Source organism: Cytobacillus depressus, assembly GCF_008923245.1.
Lineage (GTDB): Bacteria > Bacillota > Bacilli > Bacillales > Cytobacillaceae > Cytobacillus > Cytobacillus depressus.
Genome location: NZ_WBOS01000031.1, coordinates 1 through 20,950, shown reverse-complemented (window position 1 = coordinate 20,950; position 20,950 = coordinate 1). Strand labels below are relative to the sequence as shown.

19 protein-coding genes and 1 pseudogene are annotated in these 20,950 nt (G+C 39.3%); 15 read left to right on the top strand and 5 right to left on the bottom strand.

Annotated features, from left to right (window positions below; genetic code table 11):
- The 8 genes from F7731_RS25825 to F7731_RS25790 all read left to right on the top strand — a co-directional run.
- Positions 1-84 (top strand): IS3 family transposase (locus tag F7731_RS25825; protein ID WP_151537431.1); only part of this gene is annotated, 84 nt, incomplete at its 5' end.
- 208 nt (positions 85-292) lie between these two features.
- Positions 293-994, top strand: a complete 702-nt coding sequence (locus tag F7731_RS25820) for a FadR/GntR family transcriptional regulator (RefSeq protein ID WP_170289807.1) — start codon at positions 293-295, stop codon at positions 992-994.
- 276 nt (positions 995-1,270) lie between these two features.
- The gene (locus tag F7731_RS25815; protein ID WP_151537622.1) at positions 1,271-2,353 is read left to right on the top strand and encodes a tartrate dehydrogenase; all 1,083 of its coding nucleotides are present in this window, start codon (positions 1,271-1,273) and stop codon (positions 2,351-2,353) included.
- A 2-nt stretch (positions 2,354-2,355) separates the two neighbouring features.
- Positions 2,356-3,096 (top strand): SDR family NAD(P)-dependent oxidoreductase, encoded by a 741-nt coding sequence (locus F7731_RS25810; RefSeq protein WP_151537621.1) that lies wholly within the window; start codon positions 2,356-2,358, stop codon positions 3,094-3,096.
- A gap of 3 nt (positions 3,097-3,099) precedes the next feature.
- Complete coding sequence (locus tag F7731_RS25805; RefSeq protein ID WP_246197469.1) at positions 3,100-4,557, top strand: aldehyde dehydrogenase family protein; 1,458 nt, start codon at positions 3,100-3,102, stop codon at positions 4,555-4,557.
- A gap of 550 nt (positions 4,558-5,107) precedes the next feature.
- Entirely contained in the window at positions 5,108-6,685 is a 1,578-nt protein-coding gene (locus tag F7731_RS25800) for an ABC transporter substrate-binding protein (protein ID WP_151537620.1), read from the top strand.
- 172 nt (positions 6,686-6,857) lie between these two features.
- The gene (locus F7731_RS25795; RefSeq protein ID WP_151537619.1) at positions 6,858-8,333 is read left to right on the top strand and encodes an amidase; all 1,476 of its coding nucleotides are present in this window, start codon (positions 6,858-6,860) and stop codon (positions 8,331-8,333) included.
- A gap of 463 nt (positions 8,334-8,796) precedes the next feature.
- A complete protein-coding gene (locus tag F7731_RS25790) occupies positions 8,797-10,119 on the top strand; it encodes an MFS transporter (RefSeq protein WP_151537618.1) in 1,323 nt (440 codons plus the stop codon).
- A 133-nt stretch (positions 10,120-10,252) separates the two neighbouring features.
- Here the strand turns inward: F7731_RS25790 and F7731_RS27015 are convergent.
- A pseudogene (locus F7731_RS27015) lies at positions 10,253-10,369 on the bottom strand (tyrosine-type recombinase/integrase); the annotation flags it as partial.
- A gap of 293 nt (positions 10,370-10,662) precedes the next feature.
- On the opposite strand from F7731_RS27015, the gene F7731_RS25780 reads away from it, so the two are divergent.
- A complete protein-coding gene (locus F7731_RS25780; protein WP_246197467.1) occupies positions 10,663-12,150 on the top strand; it encodes a DHA2 family efflux MFS transporter permease subunit in 1,488 nt (495 codons plus the stop codon).
- Between the two features lie 228 nt (positions 12,151-12,378).
- On the opposite strand, the gene F7731_RS25775 is transcribed toward F7731_RS25780, so the two are convergent.
- Complete coding sequence (locus F7731_RS25775; RefSeq protein ID WP_151537617.1) at positions 12,379-12,924, bottom strand: helix-turn-helix domain-containing protein; 546 nt, start codon at positions 12,922-12,924, stop codon at positions 12,379-12,381.
- A gap of 479 nt (positions 12,925-13,403) precedes the next feature.
- Between F7731_RS25775 and dapA the strand changes: the two genes are divergently transcribed.
- From dapA to F7731_RS27145, 5 genes are all read left to right on the top strand, one after another.
- On the top strand, positions 13,404-14,267 hold the full coding sequence (gene dapA / locus F7731_RS25770; protein WP_151537616.1) for a 4-hydroxy-tetrahydrodipicolinate synthase: 864 nt from the start codon (positions 13,404-13,406) through the stop codon (positions 14,265-14,267).
- A 19-nt stretch (positions 14,268-14,286) separates the two neighbouring features.
- Positions 14,287-15,771, top strand: coding sequence for an aldehyde dehydrogenase (locus tag F7731_RS25765; RefSeq protein WP_151537615.1), 1,485 nt, complete (start codon positions 14,287-14,289; stop codon positions 15,769-15,771).
- A 31-nt stretch (positions 15,772-15,802) separates the two neighbouring features.
- Complete coding sequence (gene abaF, locus F7731_RS25760) at positions 15,803-17,110, top strand: fosfomycin efflux MFS transporter AbaF (RefSeq protein ID WP_151537614.1); 1,308 nt, start codon at positions 15,803-15,805, stop codon at positions 17,108-17,110.
- Between the two features lie 265 nt (positions 17,111-17,375).
- The gene (locus tag F7731_RS25755) at positions 17,376-17,573 is read left to right on the top strand and encodes a hypothetical protein (RefSeq protein ID WP_151537613.1); all 198 of its coding nucleotides are present in this window, start codon (positions 17,376-17,378) and stop codon (positions 17,571-17,573) included.
- A gap of 372 nt (positions 17,574-17,945) precedes the next feature.
- The gene (locus F7731_RS27145) at positions 17,946-18,077 is read left to right on the top strand and encodes a hypothetical protein (RefSeq protein ID WP_281352614.1); all 132 of its coding nucleotides are present in this window, start codon (positions 17,946-17,948) and stop codon (positions 18,075-18,077) included.
- Positions 18,078-18,218: 141 nt separating this feature from the next.
- On the opposite strand, the gene rarD is transcribed toward F7731_RS27145, so the two are convergent.
- The gene (gene rarD / locus F7731_RS25750) at positions 18,219-19,151 is read right to left on the bottom strand and encodes an EamA family transporter RarD (RefSeq protein ID WP_151537612.1); all 933 of its coding nucleotides are present in this window, start codon (positions 19,149-19,151) and stop codon (positions 18,219-18,221) included.
- A gap of 48 nt (positions 19,152-19,199) precedes the next feature.
- Positions 19,200-19,715: a GNAT family N-acetyltransferase gene (locus F7731_RS25745; RefSeq protein WP_151537611.1), complete on the bottom strand. Its 516-nt coding sequence runs from the start codon at positions 19,713-19,715 to the stop codon at positions 19,200-19,202.
- Between the two features lie 134 nt (positions 19,716-19,849).
- Between F7731_RS25745 and F7731_RS25740 the strand changes: the two genes are divergently transcribed.
- Positions 19,850-20,776, top strand: coding sequence for a LysR family transcriptional regulator (locus F7731_RS25740; RefSeq protein WP_151537610.1), 927 nt, complete (start codon positions 19,850-19,852; stop codon positions 20,774-20,776).
- Positions 20,777-20,869: 93 nt separating this feature from the next.
- On the opposite strand, the gene F7731_RS25735 is transcribed toward F7731_RS25740, so the two are convergent.
- A partial coding sequence (locus F7731_RS25735; RefSeq protein ID WP_151536060.1) for an IS3 family transposase occupies positions 20,870-20,950 on the bottom strand: 81 nt, incomplete at its 5' end.

Here is a 20,950-nt window from a genome sequence, read left to right as displayed (position 1 = left end):
GAATACTATAATACAAAACGGATGAAGGCGAAGTTAAAAATGAGCCCGGTACAATACCGAACTCATTTTGAGCAAGCTGCCTGATGAAATAACCGTGTCTAACTTTTTGGGGTCACTTCAAGATTACTAAGAAATTGGGCTTTTTAAGTAGTAGTTCAAACCTCTTTGTATTAGTCCCATTTTCCAAAAAAATTATGTAATAATTATGATTTTATTGACTATTTGGAATGTTCCTCGTAAAATACTCTTAAGTTAACATATCATATGAAGAGTTAAGGGGGAGGTGGAGAATTTGAAATTAAAGCGGAGATCCCTTGTTGATGATGTTGTTAATCTCTTTTTAAAAGATGTGGAAATAGGCTTGTACACTTATGGTGAAAAGTTGCCTTCTCAAAAGGAATTGGCAACTCGTTATAATGTCAGCTTAATTGTTATCAGAGAAGCCCTTACAAAATTATCTGCGGTAGGGATGATAAGTTTCCACCAAGGAAAAGGTACATACTTAAAAAAGTCAGATCAAGGAACGTCTGTGTCACCTGACTTTTCATCATTAATTTTTCATAATATCAGTAACCTTCTTGAAATCGTGGAAGCGAGACAAATCGTTGAGAGAGAAACAAGCTCATTAGCGGCAAAACGCAGAACAAATCAAAATATTTTAGAAATAGAAAAAGCGATTGATGAAATGAAGAAAAGCTTAAACGATTACGAAAACTTTGCTAAGTGGGATGTGGAATTTCACATTGCCATAGCTAAAGCTTCAAATAATCAAGTACTACAAAAAATTATTATGCTTCTTATTGATAGTTATCGTGCAGAGGTATCGAAATTTTTCAAGATTCCAGGCATTATTGAAAAAGTTTTAAAAGAGCATGAAAGTATATATCATCACATTTTAAATGGTAATAGTAGCGAGGCTTCTTTTATTATGCGTACCCATTTTGAATTACCAGAGAAGGTTTTTTCGGTAAAAATAGCTGAATCTGAAAATTGAGTAAGGAAAAGTTTTAACTTCTTGTCAAAATGCCTTTTAATTTTCCCTATTTTGTAAACGTTTTATTTTAATTCAAGCGATTATCATTTTTTAACTATGAAAGAGCCCCATTTGTCGAATACACATGATTAAACCGGTGATGAAGAAGTTCTTCATGTGTTGGGCGATTTCTAATTTATCCTGATACAAAATACGATAAATTGCGTTTTGGCGTCTATAAGCTGTAACCCAAAATGAAATTGAAGATTAAAACAAAAAATAAGGGGTGTTAAAAATATGAATAACCATCGAATTGCTGTCATACCTGGGGATGGAGTCGGCCCAGAAGTAGTGAATGAGGCAGTTAAAGTGCTAGAGCTCCTCAAAAAGCTGGATCCTTCATTTGAAATCGAATTTGATACGTTTGATTGGAGCAGCAATTATTACCTAAGTCATGGGAAAATGATGCCGGAAGACGCCTTAGATACATTAAAAAAATATGATGCGATTTTATTTGGGGCAATAGGAGATAAACGTGTACCTGATGATGTGACCGTATGGGATCTGATTATGCCAATTCGTAAGAAGTTTAAGCAATATATTAATTTACGGCCGGTTAAATTACTAAAGGGAGTGGATTGTCGGTTTACAGGTGAAGATATTGATTTTGTCATTATCAGAGAAAATGCTGAAGGTGAATATTCCAATAGCGGCGGTAGATTGTATCAGGGTCTTGAGCAGGAAATTGCTGTTCAAAACACCATTATTACGCGATTAGGTACTGAAAAAGTTGCAAAATTTGCGTTTGAATATGCAAAGAAGCATGGAAAAGGGACGGTCACAAGCGCGACAAAATCCAACGCGATCATCCATTCAATGAAACTATGGGATGAAGCTGTACATAAAGTTGGACAAGAATTCCCATCAATTAACCTGCAAAGCTACTATATCGATGCCCTTGCTGCATATTTCGTTTCTAGACCAGAGGATTTTGAGGTTGTTGTGGCCTCCAATTTGTTTGGGGATATTTTAAGTGACTTAGGCTCTGCGGTTGTAGGAGGGCTTGGACTATCCCCATCCGCAAACTTGAATCCAGATGGGGAGTTTCCTTCTATGTTTGAGCCTGTCCATGGATCAGCTCCTGATATTGCGGGCAAAGGAATCGCCAATCCAATTGCACAGATCTGGTCTTCGGCTCTTATGCTTGAGCATTTAGGAAGAAAGGATTTAGCTATCGTCATTTTGGAATCAATTGAACAGGTTCTTTTACAAAAAGAAGTACAAACACCTGATTTAGGCGGAAATGCGACGACAAGCGAAATGGGAACAGCGATCCGTGATGCTATACAACAATTACTATTAGTGAAAGAAGGGCGATAAAAATGAGATTGGAAAATGAAGTGTTTGTTGTTACAGGTGCGCAGGGCGGAATGGGAAAAGAAACAGTGAAACGATTTTTAGAAGAAGGAGCTTTTGTTGCAGCCGTTGACCTAAATGTGGACGGTGTTGAGGAAACCGATCGTCTTTTACCTATTGCTGCGGATTTAACAAAGGAAGAAGATGTTGCGAAGGTTTTTTCAGCAGCATTTGAGAAATTTGATCGCATAGACGGGCTAGTTAATATTGCAGGCATTGCACAGCCTGCAACACCGATTGAAGAAGTAAGCTTGGCGGATTGGGAGAAAATTATGCGTGTAAACGCAACAGCTCCATTTTTAACATGCCGTGCCGCCGTCCCTTATCTGAAAAAGCAAGGGAATGGTGTCATTGTAAATATTGCTTCTATATCCATGGTAAGACCTCGTCCTGGCTTGAATGCTTATATCGCTTCAAAGGGGGCCGCCGTTTCTTTATCGCAAGCTTTGGCCATTGAATTAGCCGAGTACGGAATCCGGGTAAATGTGGTGAATCCAGGTCCGGCAGATACGAGTATGCTTGGACAATTTACAGCGAAGGATGCGAATATTGAAGATACGAAGGATTCTATTTTCAAGAAAAGTGTTCCATTGGGCAGATTAATAAATCCGAATGATATTGCCAATTCTCTTGTGTATCTGTGTTCGAAGGAAGCAGCCATTGTGACAGGCTCTATTTTCAATGTAGATGGCGGAAGGGGGATATAACAGGTGAAGGCGGTTGATGTTCAAGTTCGAGGATGTTATATAGGCGGTGAATGGTTAGTTCCGGAAAAAGCGAGATTGATAGAAGTGAAGAATCCAGCGGACGGCTCTGTTTTAGCTTTTGTTCCTAGAGGGAATAAAGAAGAAATTGATTTTGCGGTAAAAGCTGCGAAAAAAGCATTTCTATCAAAAGAGTGGAAAATGTTTAAGCCTTATAATCGCGGTAGATTGCTTTATCAGGTTGCGGAAATCATCCGTGAAAATAAAGAGGAATTAGCAAAATTAGAGACGTTGGATGTCGGAAAACCACTGGGCCAGGCTGCTGTAGATGTAGAGATTGCCGCACGATATTTTGAATATTACGCAGGTATCGCGGATAAAATCCTAGGAGAAACGATACCAGTAGAACCGGGAATTATTGATTACACTGTTCGCGAACCAATTGGGATTGTTGGCCATATTATCCCATGGAATTACCCGCTTCAAATTGCAGCAAGAAGCATTGCGGTATCTATAGCAACTGGAAACGCAACAGTCCTGAAGCCTGCAGAGGATACACCTTTAACGACGCTAAAACTTGTTGAATTAATGGAGCCATTAGGGCTACCGAAGGGGATTGTGAATGTTGTAACAGGTTACGGCTTTGAAGCGGGTGCTGCGCTTTCGGCTCATCCTGATATTAACCATATTACTTTTACAGGTTCGGTAGAGACTGGAAAAAGAGTGATGGAGTCCGCTGCACAAAATGTAATTCCTGTTACGCTTGAGCTTGGAGGCAAATCGCCAAATATCGTCTTTGCTGATTGTCATGAGGAGCAGGCTCTTGAGTGGGTTCTTAAGTCTATCGTGCAAAATGCAGGTCAGACTTGTTCTGCGGGATCCCGATTGGTAATTGAAAAGTCAATTAAGGAAGATTTTGTAGGCAAGCTTTCAGTCATGATGGAAAAACTCTCGATTGGTCCTGGAATTGATAATCATGATCTAGGCCCTGTGCTATCGAAAAAGCAATTTGAGCGTATTCAAAGCTTTATTGAACTAGCAAAGCAAGACGGTATTAGAATTGCGACAGGCGGAGAACGTAAATTAGTAGAGGGATCTGAATTAGGCTATTATTTGCATCCAACCATTTTAGATAACGTCCCTGCGAGTCACCACCTTGCACAGGAGGAAATCTTCGGTCCTGTATTGACAGTTACCACCTTCGAAACAGAAGAAGAAGCAATAGAAATAGCCAATGGCACACCGTATGGACTCGTTGCAGGCGTTTGGACTGAAAACGTTGGCCGTGCTCATCGTATTGCCAGCCAGCTCCAATGCGGCCAAGTTTTCATCAACCACTATGGGGCCGGCGGAGGCATCGCCCAGCCATTCGGTGGATATAAAAAAAGCGGCTTTGGGCGAGAAAAAGGGCTAGAGGCACTACGGAATTATACACAAGTCAAGAACGTGGCGCTGAAATATTAAAGGTGTACAAAGGTAGTAATAGCGGGGATATGAACTACTGTTTTTAGCTGTTAGATGAAGAGATTCCTAGCACGCATAGAGAGATTAAAAAACAATTCGAATAGCCAAAAGGAAGTCGCTATTCGAATTGTTTGAATTAGGGAACTTAACAAATTTAAAGCATCTTTGAAAAAACTATCAGAATATTATGTAAATATATCGCTTTTTATTTGGAGGTATACGAAGATATCATGCTGTACTTAAGGATCTAAGGGCTAGCGACCTGAATACCAACTACACTCTGACCAAAGAACCTAACGATTCCAGGACAGCCATTAGCCCCGAGGAACTAATAGTTTCTGCAATTTCCGAGTGTCATGAGTAGGTCTTTGGTAAGCTGCCTAAAATAATTATTTTTCCTGGTGATATATGTCCCGGTATACTGGCCACTACCCACACTGAAGATGAGTATATAAATATTCAGGATTTGCTTAAACGGAAGTTTTTTCTAAATTGATCTGCAAGCTGTTGGTTCCCTAAGGAAACAAGATTAAGGCGGAGGAGGAAAGGTATGAATAAAAAGTTTTTTGCCATATTTTTTTTAATGATTGCTTTATTAGTAGGGTGTTCTTCCAAAGAGGAAAAAACGGCAACGGAAACACCAAAAGATGAAGAAACCCCAGGAGAAAGTACCGGAGGAGTTATTAATACAGCAATAACTTCAAGCCCGGCAACTCTAGATCCCCATATGAATACAGCGGCTGTTACATCAGAGGTAAGCAGAAATATTTATGAACAATTATTTGCTTTAAATGCTACATACGAACCGGTGCCAATGCTTGCAGAGTCCTATGCATTAAGCGAAGATGGCACGACGTATACAATTCATTTGAGAAAAGGTGTTAAATTCCACAATGGTGATGAAATGGTCGCTGAAGACGTAGTAGCATCATTGAAAAAATGGATTGAAGTAAATTCAAAAAAGGCATTGTTTGATGGTGCTGAATTTAAGATTGAAGACAATTATACAATTGTCATGCAGCTTCCAAAAGTAATGTTTGGAGTCATTGAGGCACTTGCTGATAATGGGCAATTATCCGGGATTATGCCTAAGGAAATAGCAGAAAGCGCTACAGCGATGGGAGCGACAGAGTTTATTGGAACTGGTCCATTCAAATTGAAAGAATGGAAGCAAGATCAATATATTAAACTAGAAAAGTTTCAAGACTATCAATCTCTAGATACACCAGCAGATGGAGTTTCTGGTAAAAAGGAAGTCTTTGTTGATGAATTAGTTTATTATATTGTTCCAGACGAATCTATACGTGTTGCTGGTTTAACGACTGGGGAATATGATGCAGCCATGATGCTTCCAATTGATAGCTATGATCAGTTAAAAGCAAGCAATCCAGATTTAGAAGTAAAAAAGGATGTTAAAACATTATTCGCTGTTTTGAACAAAAAAGACGGTATATTTGCAGATCAAAATATGAGACATGCTGTCAATGCAATATTCGATAAAGAGTCTATTTTAATTGGTGTACAGTCTACTCCAGAGTTCTACAAAATGGATTCAAGCTATATGCCTGCTGAGCAGGAACGCTGGTATAGCGAAGCTGGGAATGAGTACTACGATATAAATGACGTTGAAAAGGCAAGGGGATATTTGGGAGAGGCGGGATATAATGGCGAGGAAATAAGAATTTTAACAACTAGAGACTATGACATCTTATACAACTCAGCCATTATTGCTAAGGAACAATTGGAAAAGGCTGGAGTGAAAGTGAATCTTATTGTAACGGATTGGCCAACATTACTTGAAACTCGAAAAAAACCAGGTGAGTGGGATATGTTCTTTACAGGGTTCCCTACAGTTCTAACACCTACCCAAAATCTTTTCATGAGTAAAGATTGGCCAGGCTGGACGGACGACCCTAAATTGACAGAGTATATTGAAAAAATAAACTCATCTAAATCAGCTGAAGAAGCACAAGAGATTTGGCAAGAGGCTCAAGGATACGCTTGGGAGTATATGCCTGCATCGAAAATTGGAACATATTATGAATATGCCATGTATAACTCAAAAACGATAGAAGGTTATGACGTTCAATTCCAAGGTAACGTTTTCTGGAATACAAAGAAAAAGTAAAAACATGAGTTTTGGCCAATGAAAGAAAGTGGAATAGGACGGGAAGGTGGCATTGAAGGTATATCTGGGGGTAGACGTGGCTAAGCGAGCCTTTAAAACCTGGAGTCGCATGACGTGTCTTCAAACACTGTATAAAATATCAATCCGAACCAATATGAAGGAGTGAAAATTCATGCCATTATTGATGACCTGGGATGAATGGGCTAACCTTGATGCCATCGGCCTCGCCGAATTGGTAAGCAAAGGGCAGATTACTTCGCAAGAGGTGTCCCAACAGGCTGCCCTCGCCATTGACGCCTTAAATCCTAAGATCAACGCCATCATCGAGGTCTTCGATGATGCGGTCAGCGATCCCGTGAAGGACGGAACAAACCCTGCCGGGATCTTCGCGGGAATACCATATCTGATGAAGGATGTAGGACCCACTCTCAAAGGGCGCCTACAGGAGATGGGGTCTCTGCTGATGCGCGGAAATCGTTCGACGGCTGATAGCTTCCTAACTGAGCGCATCCGTCAAGCTGGTCTCAACATCATCGGGCGGACGACAACGCCAGAATTTGGGCTTTGTAGTTCAGCTGAGAATCCAGAAGTTTATGTTACGCGAAATCCATGGAATCTTGACTATACAACCTGCGGCTCTTCTGCTGGGACAGCAGCTGCGGTTGCGGCCGGCATCATTCCCATCTCACATGCAACTGATGGTGGTGGCTCGATTCGAATTCCCGCGGGTGTGAACGGCAATATCGGTCTAAAGCCGTCCCGTGGTGTCTTTTCGATAGCCCCCTACGGTTCGGACTTGATGAGCGTGGTTTCTGCTCAGGGCTGCCACTCACGGACCATTCGTGACACCGCTGCCTTTGTGGACAATTGCAGAGGTGGAGCTCCTGGCGAGTTCATGCCTTATTGGTTCCCGCCACAGCCTTACTCCGAGCTCATCCGTAGGGATCCAGAAAGACTTCGTATCGCCGTTTCACATGAGTGGGGCGATTACCGGTCCACACCACACATTGTTGCTGAATTGGAGCGGGCGGCTAGCTTCCTCGAGGCGCTCGGCCATCACGTCGAGTGGATTATCCCCGACATTGACTTTCATGCCGCCTATAAGGCACAAACCGAGTGCTATATCATGAATTTTACACAAACAATTTCAGGTCTATTGGACCAAAAAGGCTTGGAAAAGCCGCCTGCTGGTCTTATTGAACCTATGTGCATTCGGGTCTGGGAAGAAGGCCGTTCCTACTCCTATACGCAACGTGCAAAAATGCAGGCGGTGTTTAACGACACTTCCCGAAGGCTAGCTTCTTTCTTTGGAGACTGGGATATTATCCTTACCCCAACGATGGGCTTACCCACACCATTAGTTGGAACGAAAGAGTATCTGACAATCAGCGATAATCTCTCCGTCTACGAATGGTTCGAGAACCTCTGGGGTATATTCTCTTATACTCCAATCGCCAACCTCTGCGGACTTCCCGGCATCTCGTTGCCGATGGCTGAGCTTGAAAACGGGCTGCCACTAGGGATTCACGCGCTTACACGGCAAGGAGATGATGGATTGCTTCTGCAATTAGGAGCCCAAATTGAGCGAGCACTGAATGGAAAATGGAACCACGGGCGGCGACCAGCTGTCCACGTAACCGCGATTTAACTGTTGCATGAATTCCGTAACCTTGACGATGTTAGCCTTACACAGGAAGAGCATATAAGTTTAATATCTTAATGACAAGCTGTATATAAAGATATGCTATGCCTTATAAACTAACGGGTTGAAAAACGGAAGAATAGTGATGAAATAGTGATCGAATGGATCGATCAAAACTAGTCTGCACTGTTTGAAGCTTCTAAGCATATCTGGCACTGAACTGAGATTGCAAGAGTACTAGTCTTCCAGATGCAGGTATATGAACTACTGTGTATTGCAGTTGGCTCAGAGATTTCCCAGGATGCATAGAGAGAGTAAAAAACAATTCGAATAGCCAAAAAGAAGTGGCTATTCGAATTGTTTGTATTAGGGAACTTGAATATTTAAAGCATCTTTGAATGAATTATTCGAATATTGGAATAACAAAAACGCTTCTTATATTATCCAAAAAACAAAGGAGTTTGTTATTATGCAAAAATCTGAATTAGAAGAACGTACCCTAAAAAAGGTATCAAGAAGAATTATTCCTTATATTTTTGTTTTATATATTATTGCCTTCTTAGACAGAGTTAACATTGGCTATGCTGCTCTTGATATGAATAAGGCCCTTGGTTTAACAGCAACCGCTATGGGGTTAATTTCGGGTATTTTCTTCATAAGTTATTTTCTATTTGAAGTACCAAGTAATATGCTCATGCACCGTATAGGAGCAAGAAAATGGATTGGGAGAATTATGATTTCTTGGGGTATTGTTGTCATAATAACAGCTTGGGTCCAAAATGCGAATCATCTCTATATCCTGCGATTTATACTCGGAGTCGCTGAAGCTGGATTTTTTCCCGGCGTTATCCTTTATATTACATATTGGTTCCGCGGGAAGGAGCGTGCCCGTGCAGTAGCTCTTTTTATGGCAGCATTGCCTGTTTCTAATATTATTGGAGCTCCTTTAAGTACTTGGATTATGGATAATATAAATTGGGCAGGAATGGAAGGATGGCGCTGGATGTTCATTCTCGAAGGAATCCCTGCAGTCATATTAGGGATCGTAACCATCTTTTATTTAACGGACCGTCCTGATCAAGCAAAGTGGCTAACAAAAGAGGAGAAAGAATGGCTCATATCAGAACTTGAAAATGAAAACAAAAGGAAGACATCGAACAATAACCATAAGCTGAAAGATATCTTTGCAAGTACAAGAGTTTGGAGATTATCCTTTATTTACCTTACTCTAGTTACTGGGTTGTATGGTATTGGATTTTGGATGCCTACTATTATCAAGGGGTTTTCAGATATATTATCAAATTCCCAAGTAGGTTTGATCGCAATGATTCCTTATATTTTGGGTGGAATAGGGATGGTTTTATGGGCTCGCAATTCCGATCGTACTGGTGAAAGAAAAATGCACGCTGCCCTTCCACCGCTTATAGGTGCAATTGGTCTTTTCGGTTGTGGGTTAACCACTAATCCCGTTGTATCTATTGTGATGATGTCTATTGTTACTGTTGGCATTTACAGTATTTTTGGACCGTTTTGGGCAATCCCTTCTTTATTCCTTTCTGAATATGAAGCTGCTGTGGGAATTGCGCTTATTAGTTCGATTGGAAATTTAGGCGGGTTTATCGGCCCGTATGTAATTGGTTATGTAAAGGATGCCACAGGTAGTGTAGAAATGGGTTTATATTTTCTTAGTTTAGTCCTATTCATCTGCTTTTTGCTTGTCTTTACTATCAAGAAAGAACATGTTACCTCTCCTTCAATTACGCTCCAAGCAAACAAACTTAATATAAAGTAAAGAGAATTTTATCGTTAATTGAACTGAACCCCCAAATAGGTCCACTTTTAAAAAAAGTGGACCTATTTGGGGGTTGTCTGTTTTTTCTAGCTTAAAAACCATTATATAAATTTCTGAATTTGAAACGGAAGAATAGATTAGATAGCTCATCGACACGAAGGCCGTCATAAGTAAGCAAATAAATAATTGCCCGGTTTCTCCGGTACTTTTCCTCCGGATTTACTCCTTTGCTTTTGACGGGTTTCTTCCTGTCTACTTGACAGGGGGTAGTTCATCTTTTTTCAAAACAAGCTTTAACTGTTTGTCTATTAAAAAGGTTTTCCCCTCCATAAATTTTCCACCATAATAATCTTTCATAGCGATATTCGTGTAAATTACATTGCTAAAAATGAGAAACTGTGATAAATTTAGAGGCTGTCTTCGGAGGAAAGCTAATTGTTACTGCTAAATAAATCGCGTAAAATAACGAATCGTTGATACTTTCCTAACATTGATATAGCCATATTTAAATTAGGTATTTTACAAATCGAAAGGAGAAAGAATTTGAATAATCAAAATGAACAGACTCAAAACGGCGGCACATTTGGGAGCAGAGACAACTTTTTGTTAGTCATAATTATGATTCTAGGTGTGTTTGTTGCCATTTTGAATGAAACGCTACTTAACGTAGCATTACCGAAAATTATGAATGACTTCGGAATCGAGCCGAGTACCGGGCAATGGTTGACAACTGGATATCTACTAGTAATTGGTGTGCTTATCCCAGTTACAGCTTATTTAATTCAACGGTTCACGACAAGAAGCTTGTTCCTTGGAGCTATGGGCTTGTTTACAGTGGGAACACTCGTAGCGGCTATCGCACCAGGGATCGAAGTGCTTTTGATCGGAAGGCTGCTTCAAGCGTCGGGTACTGGGCTACTCTTTCCTTTACTTACTAATGTGGTATTCTCCATCGTTCCTATGGAAAAAAGGGGTTCGGCAATGGGGACGATTGGAATTGTCATTACTTTTGCACCTGCGATTGGACCTACTATATCAGGGATTATTGTAGAGCATTTCAGTTGGAGGATTCTCTTTTACGGCGTTCTGCCGATCGCATTGATTGTTATTATATTTGCATATTTGAAGCTCAAAAACGTGACAGAGACGACTAAACCGAAGATTGATCCGATATCTCTTCTACTTTCAACCTTAGGCTTTGGGGGGATTGTATATGGATTCAGCAGTTCTGGTGAAGGACATGGGGGCTGGGCGAGCAATGAAGTCCTTGTTCCTATTGCAATCGGCGTTGTTTCATTAGTCCTATTTACTTGGAGGCAATTGACGATTTCACAACCGTTGCTAAATTTAAGAACTTTTAAATACAATATTTTTAGGATGTCGACACTGATTATGATGATTGTCATGATGGCGATGTTTTCAGCGATGATGTTGTTGCCGATTTTTCTCCAGAATGCGTTAGGTTACAGTCCGTTGGAGGCAGGTTTGATCATGTTGCCAGGTGGCATTGTCATGGGAATCATGTCACCAATTAACGGTCGATTATTCGATAAATTTGGAGCCAAGTGGCTTGCAATTATTGGATTGGGGTTAATAGCAAATACGCTGTGGCAATTTGCCTCTATCACCTTGTCAACACCCTACAGCACGATTATGATTTTCAATACGCTATTAATGTTGGGGATTTCAATGGTGATGATGCCGATCATGACCAACGCTTTAAACGAATTGCCACCTCCATTATATCCACATGGTACAGCTATTATTAGTACTCTCCAGCAGGTGGCTGGCGCTGTCGGGACAGCATTACTTGTATCAATCATGACCAATCGTTCTACTCGTTTTATGGAAACAACAGTGATTAAGGAAGATGACTCTACATTACAGATCTTAGCGATGATCGTTGGAATGAAAAGTGCGTTCTTACTTGCGTTCGGACTAGTAGCCATCGCATGGATCGTTTCATTATTTATAAAACGGTCCGTTTCACAAGAAAAGAAATTGAAAGTAAAGAAGGGTGCAACGAACTGACATAGAGTTAACTCATTATCAAGTAAGTTGAAGACGGTTATTAACTTCATTGAAAAATTAGCATCATGAGCAATCAAAAGATGTATTAGCGGCCTTGATTATGGACAAGATTTTCAGATTACCAATGGAGGCATGCTTTTTCAAATAGTCTTCATGAATAAAAAATACTCACGGTGCGATGAGCACGGTGAGTATTTTTTTACCTCAATCAAAGATCATGTTTGCAACCTATAAAGGAATACTTGAAATACAAAGGAATTTTACAGTCGAATCTGTTTTATTCCTCCAATTGTGCGGCGTTGTTGAATCTAAGAAAATACAGTCAAAGGGATTCAAATCATGCTCCTCTTTGTCAATGATGATTGTCAGTTTTCCTTCTAGAACATAAAGAAATTCTTGCCCCGAATGCGAATAAGTTTCCTCTCTTGTAGCACCTGGATTCAGCAAGACTAAAATCGGATTAAATAATGGATTTTCAATGTTTCCCGCTAAATCTCTATAAAAAAACTGGTTATGTAGGGTGTTCGTCTTACTAATAATGTTTCTCATTACCGCTGGTGCAACTTGCTTATCGGACTCTGAAAAAAAATAGCTCGGATTGACTCCAAGTGCTTCAGAAATTTTTTTCAATGATTCAAGAGTGATGGATGATTTTGCTCGTTCGACTTGTGATATAAAGCTGATTGATAGATTCGTCTGATCAGCAATTTGTTTTAATGTTAACTTACGCTCTTTTCGTAAACTCTTTATTTTTACCCCAATTAAATCGTTCAATTTTCTCCACTCCTGTTATGATATTCTTCCAATTTACTATTCTAGGAAAGTTTATGTAGTGAGATGCACGAAGTCATCTCACTATGAAAAAGAATCATTAATTTATCTATGTTGGTTTGATTAGCTATAATAAAACTCCTTATAACGAGGTTGGTACTTCTATCCCAATCCCCAATATAAGGAGCAGATGTTCATAAGAATATCACAATCGTCCTAATTAAAGAACGATTACAAGAAATCGATGTTCCAAAATTTGCCTACCAACCAAAATTCTAACTGATTTTGAAATGAAGTGCCACTTAAATAATAAGGGATATCAGCTTAAAAAAGAAGGATATCCTTAAAAAATATTCGAAAAATTACATTTACAATGAAAATTCAGTGTGTTATTATCATAAATAATTGAAGTAGCACTTCAAAACTAATTTTATATTGAAGTAATCAATCACAAAAAAATTTAACACTTGAGGAGAATGAAGATGAATTTTCATGGTATTTTAGTTCCATTGGTGACCCCATTTAAAAACGATAAAAGCTTAGATGTAGATACTTTAAAAAGATTAACGAACGGATTTATTGACAAAGGTGTTTCTGGCTTAGTGGTATGTGGTACGACTGGCGAATATTACGCCTTAAACGAAGCAGAGCGTGAAACCGTTTTAAAAACGGTGGCAGAAGTGGCTAAAGGGCGAATCACTTTAATTGCAGGCATCAATGATTTATCAACCGAAGGAGCTGTAAATCGCGCGAAGCAAGCGAAAGAATTAGGCTATGAAGGCCTGATGCTATCACCAACTCCTTATAGTTTGCCTGACCAGACGGGTGTGATTGCCCATTTCGAAACAGTGGCAGTAGCAACTGATTTACCGATTATCATGTACAACTTTCCTGCTCGCATCGGCATTGAAATTGAGTATGACACTGTAGTGCATCTAGCGAAAAATCCGAATATCGTTGCTATTAAAGAGAGTAGTGGCGACTTTAGCCGCGCTTTACGCCTGTTGCAAACCCCATTTGAGAATTTTGAAGTAATCTGTGGGTGTGATGATCAACCAGTAGACTTTTTCTTTTGGGGTGCGAAAAGCTGGATTGCCGGTGCAGGAAATGTGTTCCCAGGAGAGCAAGTGGCCATGTTTAATGCGGCGCAAGCGGGGGACTGGGACAGGGCTCGACAAATCATGCGTGAGATCTATCCTGCTATTCATTCAATGGAGTCTGGTAATTACAACCAAAAAGCGAAATTAGGCTGTATGAAAGGTGAGATCAATGTTGGCACAGTACGTCTCCCGTTATCTGATTTATCAGAAGAAGAAAAAGCGGAATTTTTAACCTTCTTTAAATAATAGTCTGGAGGAGAGACAAATGGCCCTATCAAAAGAACAAGTCTTTGCCCAAGCTAAAGAAGGAAACTTGTGGGCAGGCAATTTAATTGATGGTTTTACGAGTACTGCTGGAAAAATAGAAAATCGCACGCCTATCGACAACAGCATCATTGGCTATATTGCCGACGGAGATGCACAGGATGTGAGTGCGGCTGTAAAGGTAGCGAGAGATACATTTGAAGAGGGAATTTGGAGTCAATTATCACCGAATGAGCGTAAGAAAATAATGATTCGCTGGGCGCAACTGCTCGAAGAACATAGCGAGGAATTGGCTGCCTTAGATTGCGTCGATGCTGGGAAACCGATTACCGAGTGTTTGAACACCGATATGCCAGCGACGATCGATACCTTTTATTGGTACGCTGAAGCAATAGATAAACTCTTCGGTAAAGTCGCTCCTACAGGTAAAGATGCTTTAGGCTTGATCGTCACAGAGCCAATTGGTGTTGTTGGTGCGGTATTGCCTTGGAACTTCCCTGCGCAAATGTTTGCTTGGAAAGTGGCTCCTGCTTTGGCCGCAGGGAATTCCGTTATTGTGAAGCCGGCTGAATTAACATCACTGAGCGCTTACCGTATGATCGAGCTTGCTTATGATGCAGGTGTCCCAAAAGGGGCTTTAAGCTTAGTGTGTGGATTAGGTGAAAAAGTAGGGGAACCATTAGGACGTCATATGGATGTGGACATCGTCTCATTTACAGGTTCAACGGAAGTCGGTAGGTATTTCTTAAAATACTCCGCAGAAAGTAATCTGAAAGAAATTGTTTTAGAGTGTGGGGGCAAAAGCCCGCAAGTCGTCTTTGAAGACGCTGACTTGGATGCAGCTGTTCCACATATTCTCTCGGCTGCTTTTTGGAATATGAGTGAAAATTGCAGTTGTGGTTCACGACTGATCGTGCATGAATCAGTCAAGGAGGAATTATTAGAAAAACTAAAGACGGGCTTAACAAACTGGAAAGTAGGGAACCCAATGGATGAGTCAGTTGCCATAGGTCCTATGGTTGAGGAGGCCCATTTTGATAAGGTGAGATCGTTCTTGAGCATAACACAACAAGAAGGGGGACGCTTAGTTGCCGGGGGGAACATCCATAGTGATATAGGCAGCGGATGGTACATCGAACCGACTATTTTTGACAATGTAACCGCTAACATGACCTTATTCCAAAATGAAGTTTTTGGTCCGATTTTAGCGGTAAGTACGTTCGAAACGGAAGAAGAAGCGATTGCCCTTGCTAATCATACGTCTTACGGTTTAGCTGCTTCTTTTTATAGCCAAAATGTCCAGCGGACGATGCGCGTGGCACGTGCCATTAAAGCTGGAACCATTTCTGTGAATGGCTTTAGTGAAGGAGATATCACAACTCCGTTTGGTGGCTTTAAACAATCAGGCTTTGGCGGCAAAGACAACGGATTAGAAGCATTTGAACAATATGTGCAAACAAAAGTAATTTGGTACGTTCATTCCTAATAATTTGAATCGGCATTTTGGGGGAGTAAATATGGCGAAAGCAGAAAATAAGCAGTTAAAAAAAGTGGTCGCTGCATCGATGATTGGATCTGTAGCTGAATGGTATGAATTTTTCTTATATGGTACTGCTTCCGCTCTCGTTTTTGGAGAATTATTTTTCCAACAAACGGGGAGTGCGATTGATGGTATTCTGGCTGCATTTGCCCTCTATGCGGTAGGCTTTTTAGCTAGACCGATCGGCGGACTTGTTTTTGGCCATTATGGAGATAAAATTGGACGAAAAAATTTATTACAGCTTAGTTTAATTATCGTTGGGATTACGACTTTCTTAATGGGATGTATTCCGACATTCAATAGTATCGGCTACTGGGCTCCTATCTTACTCGTTACTTTACGTTTAATTCAAGGATTTGCTTTTGGTGGAGAATGGGGAGGAGCGGTTATTTTAGTATCTGAGCACAGCCCTAGTGATCGACGTGGGTATTGGGCAAGTTGGCCGCAGGCAGGTGTTCCACTAGGAAATTTAATCGCAACTATTATTCTTTTAATACTATCGAAAAATTTAAGCCCTGAGCAATTTATGGACTGGGGCTGGCGCGTAGCCTTTTGGTTCTCTGCTGTTGTTGTCCTCATTGGTCTTTGGATTCGTAAGAGTGTAGATGATGCCCCTATTTTCAAAGAGGCTCAAGAAAAACAAGCGCAATTAGAAAAACAACAATTAGGGATAATTGAAGTGTTGAAATATCATAAAAAAGCAATTATTGCTGGTATCGGAGCTCGTTTTGCCGAAAACATTCTATACTATATGGTTGTCACTTTCTCCATTACTTATTTAAAGCTTGTTGTCAATAAAGATACTACACAAATTTTATTATTAATGTTTGGTGCCCATGCCATTCACTTTTTCTTTATTCCATTAATGGGCCATTTAAGTGATGTTTGGGGACGGAAGCCCATCTATCTGACAGGAGCCGTTTTAACCGCGTTTTGGGGATTCATCGGGTTTCCAATGATGGATACAGGAAATGATTGGCTCATTATGTCTGCCATTACGATCGGATTATTCATCCAATCGATGACATATTCACCATACTCCGCATTAATGACAGAGTTATTTCCAACTCATATTAGATATACAGCTTTGTCTTTCTGTTATCAAGTAGCACCCATTTTAGCAGGCTCCTTGGCGCCATTAATTTCACTAAGTCTGCTCAATAAATTTAATAGCTCCATCCCAATTTCAATTTATTTAGTTGTCGCAAGCATTATTTCCATTTCATGTATGATGTTAGTGAAGGAAACAAAAGAAAAATCACTTACTTTTGATAAAGCAGGGTAAATAATTTGGTAAGATTTACATTCATTTGTGTATGGCAGATGTCTGAACTGTGAAAAAAAAGTTAGATAAGAATGGTCTCTTGGGAAAGTATTGTCGCCAAGAGATCATTTTTTATTTTTTTGATAGTCCAGGGGATGTCTCATTTGTAAAAAGCTTGATAAATAGATTTGTTTTGTTGAGTATTTCTCTGTACGAATGGTGAGTAGGTTTTTGAAAAAATGGAAAATAAATAGTAAGATAGAATAATATATTAGGGGGGATCTATATGGACAAAAAAACAAAAGTGATGATTGGGCTTATAGGTAGTCTTATTATTTGTCTTTTTGGCGTTTATCGTTTAGTGGTTGAAGTTCCATCTACTGATCATTCATTATTCATTCCCATCTTATTTTCAGTCTCGGGTTTTATAGGGGTTATTGGAAATATAATAGAGTTAAAGAAGGTAAATAATAACCTTTCTTAAGAAATAGGACGCGGTTGTTTGGTAAGTTAGTCAAGGGGTGCTTACTTCGCGTACGCAAAGTGTGTTAACTTTTTTCAAGAGAGGCACTCAAAAGAAACTTTACAAACTTAATACCCCTTGACCAACCTTTGTGCACTATTCCCGTTAATTAGGTAGCAAAAAAAGTAACTATTGTATTCAGACTAGCCCTTCCTTATAACAACGGCAGCTCCGTTCACAATTCCGTCAAAATTTCATAGTGACTTTGTGAAGTTGTGAACAAAGTCCTTGGCAGTTAGTGAAATAATGTTATACTATAAGTGCAGTAACAATAACAAGTTGCTTGTGAAATGTTGAGCAAGTAAAATAAAATAAACATGGAGTGTGATTAACATGAATGTAAAAAACTTATTTACTAGATTATGGAGATTTGCAAAAAACGTTTGGGAGTTTGAGAATGGAATTACTGTACAAACAAGAATGATTGAAAAAAGATGTAAATTAGGCGGGAACTTGCATCAATAATTATTTTTTGAGCATATATGTGAAATATTGAGCAATCTATTATTCTTCGTCTTAATACACAACTTGGTTGAATTCCGTTCATACATTTAAATCAATATTGAATATGTTTCTGTGATTTCAAGAAGCATAATCAATCTATCTTCATGATGTTGTTCTCCCTTTACGCATTGAAAAAGAAAAAACAGCAAGCGATAACCAAATAAAACTAAAAGAGATCCAATGCATCAAAGTGACTGTATTTTCAAATATGAATATGCCAAGAAGAAAAGTGATAGTTGGTGTAATGTACTGAAAAAATCCAATGGTTGCTAAAGAAATTCTTTTTAAACCTTCTGCGAACCATAGCAGCGGTAAAACAGTAAGGATTCCTCCAAAAATTAATAATAAAGTTATATGCATGTCTGAACCAAAAAACACATTTTGTTGTATAAACACTAAGAAGAGTAGGGCAAAAGGGAAGACCATCAATGTTTCTATACACATCCCGACTAGCGCATCGGTCTGGATAAACTTTTTTGTTAATCCATAAATTCCAGAAGTAATAGCTAAAGAGATAGCAACCCATGGAATTTTGCCATAGTCATACGTAATGATCAGTACCCCTAAAATAGCTATTACCATCGATATCATCGTGCCTGTTTGTATTCTTTCTTTAACGATAAGGACGCCTAAAATCATACTAACAATAGGCGTAATATATAGTCCTAAACTTGCCTCCATGATATAACCAAAGTGAACTGCCCAAATAAAAGTTAGCCAATTTGCACTTATAGCAAGAGAGGCTACAAAGATATAGAAGAATTGTTTGAAGTTTGTTTTAAATTCCTTAAGTAGCTTAAAAAAGGCTATACGCTTTTTAGGCTGAAAGATCATGATCATAACCACAAATATAAATCCCCACAGAATTCGGTGAGCTAAAATTTCCATTGAGGAGACTGCATCAAGGGCGTGCCAATATAATGCTAGAAATCCCCAGAGTAAGTAGGCTAAGAAGGTATAAATATAACCTATTATGGTCTCTGAATGACTTACCAAATGATTTTTATCTTTAGCGGATAGATTCCATTCAATCATAGATTTCTCCTTTCAGCATACGCACTATTAGTATAGTAACGAATATTTTTATTCTTCTTCTGTAGGATTTTTCGGCCCATTAAGTTCTAATTGATAAAAAGCTAAGTCAAGCCATCTATTGAATTTATAACCAACCTTTTTTATGGTACCTGAATGAACAAAGCCAAAGTTTTTATGCATAGCAATGCTTTTTTCATTTGCTGCATCAATTCCAGCAATTAAGGTCATATATTCTCTTTCCTTGGCAATAGCGATTAATTCCTTCATTAAAGAAGTGCCAATACCTTTTTTCCTATATTCCTTATCTACATAAACAGAATGTTCAATGGAATATTGATAAGCAGGCCATGCTCTAAAAGGACCGAATGTCGCAAATCCAACGACTTGATTATCTTGTTCACATACTAATATCGGATAACCTTCAACCTTCTTTTGTTCATACCATATTTGTCTGTTTTCAAGCGTTTGGGGTTTGTAGGCATATACAGCAGTAGTATAGCGAATGGCATCATTATAGATATGTAAAATATCCATTAAATCTGTTGTAGTGGCTTCTCTTATCATTTTTTTCTTCCTTTCATATGTGCTTTTATTTATTTATTTTAGAATGCTTCATGCAAAACGTAAAATTGAACTTTTTAACCGCTTGCTATAGACTAAAGTTATGGCAAATCAGTTTATAGAGGGACGGTGACGGCATGACGCTCCAGCAATTTCGTTATATGGTGGAGATCGCTAAGCATAATTCGATCAGTAAAGCGGCAGCCGCACTTTACGTGACACAACCTAGTATCAGTAAAGCCGTGCGTGATCTAGAAGCTGAGTTAGGGATTACGATTCTTGATCGAACGAACAAAGGGGTAGTCTTTACAAAAGATGGCACAGAATTATTGTTTTACGCTAAAATGCTTCTAGAACAAATGGAGTCTGTCGTTCATCATTTTCACAAAGAGAAAAAAAAGGACGTAACCAAGTTTGCTATTTCCTCTCAACATTATGGCTTTGCTATTGAGGCAGTTGCGAATCTAATGGATTATTTTGCTGAGCGGAAGTACGAGCTGGCGATTAGAGAAGGTAAGACAACCGATGTGATTGATGACGTGTATGCAAGCAGAAGTATTCTTGGGATTTTATCGCTGACCGATATGAACAAGCACTTTTTTGAGCGCTATTTTATCTCAAAATCACTTATGTTTACGCCCCTTGCTTCACTGAAACAGCACGTCTTTCTCCGAAAAGAGCATCCTTTAGCTTATCTCGAATGCATTTCCTTGGAGCAGTTAAGGGACTATCCTTATTTAACCTACCAGCAGGACGACATGTTGCTACATTTTGCAGAAGAAGCCCTTAATATAGACAATATCGGGAAACTTGTCTACCTCAAGGATAGAGGTGCCATGAATAATCTCCTGTCTAATACGGACAGTTATAATCTGGGAACAGGCTGCATCGTGAATAATTACATGAACCCCAATATTATCTCGATCCCATTGGAAGGAAGCAATCTGATTCAAGTTGGATTAGTAAAACGAACCGATGTGTTTTTGCCAGAAGAGCTTCTCGTATATATTGATTTTTTAAAATTAGCTTTGGAAAAATCTATGCCTAATAATATTTATAAGTAAGTGTGCAGGTCTTTCTGCAACTAAAGAATAAATCGAAAAGCCCAATTTCTCTATTTTTGAAGTGACCCCAAAAAGTTAGACACGGTTATTTCATCAGGCAGCTTGCTCAAAATGAGTTCGGTATTGTACCGGGCTCATTTTTAACTTCGCCTTCATCCGTTTTGTATTATAGTA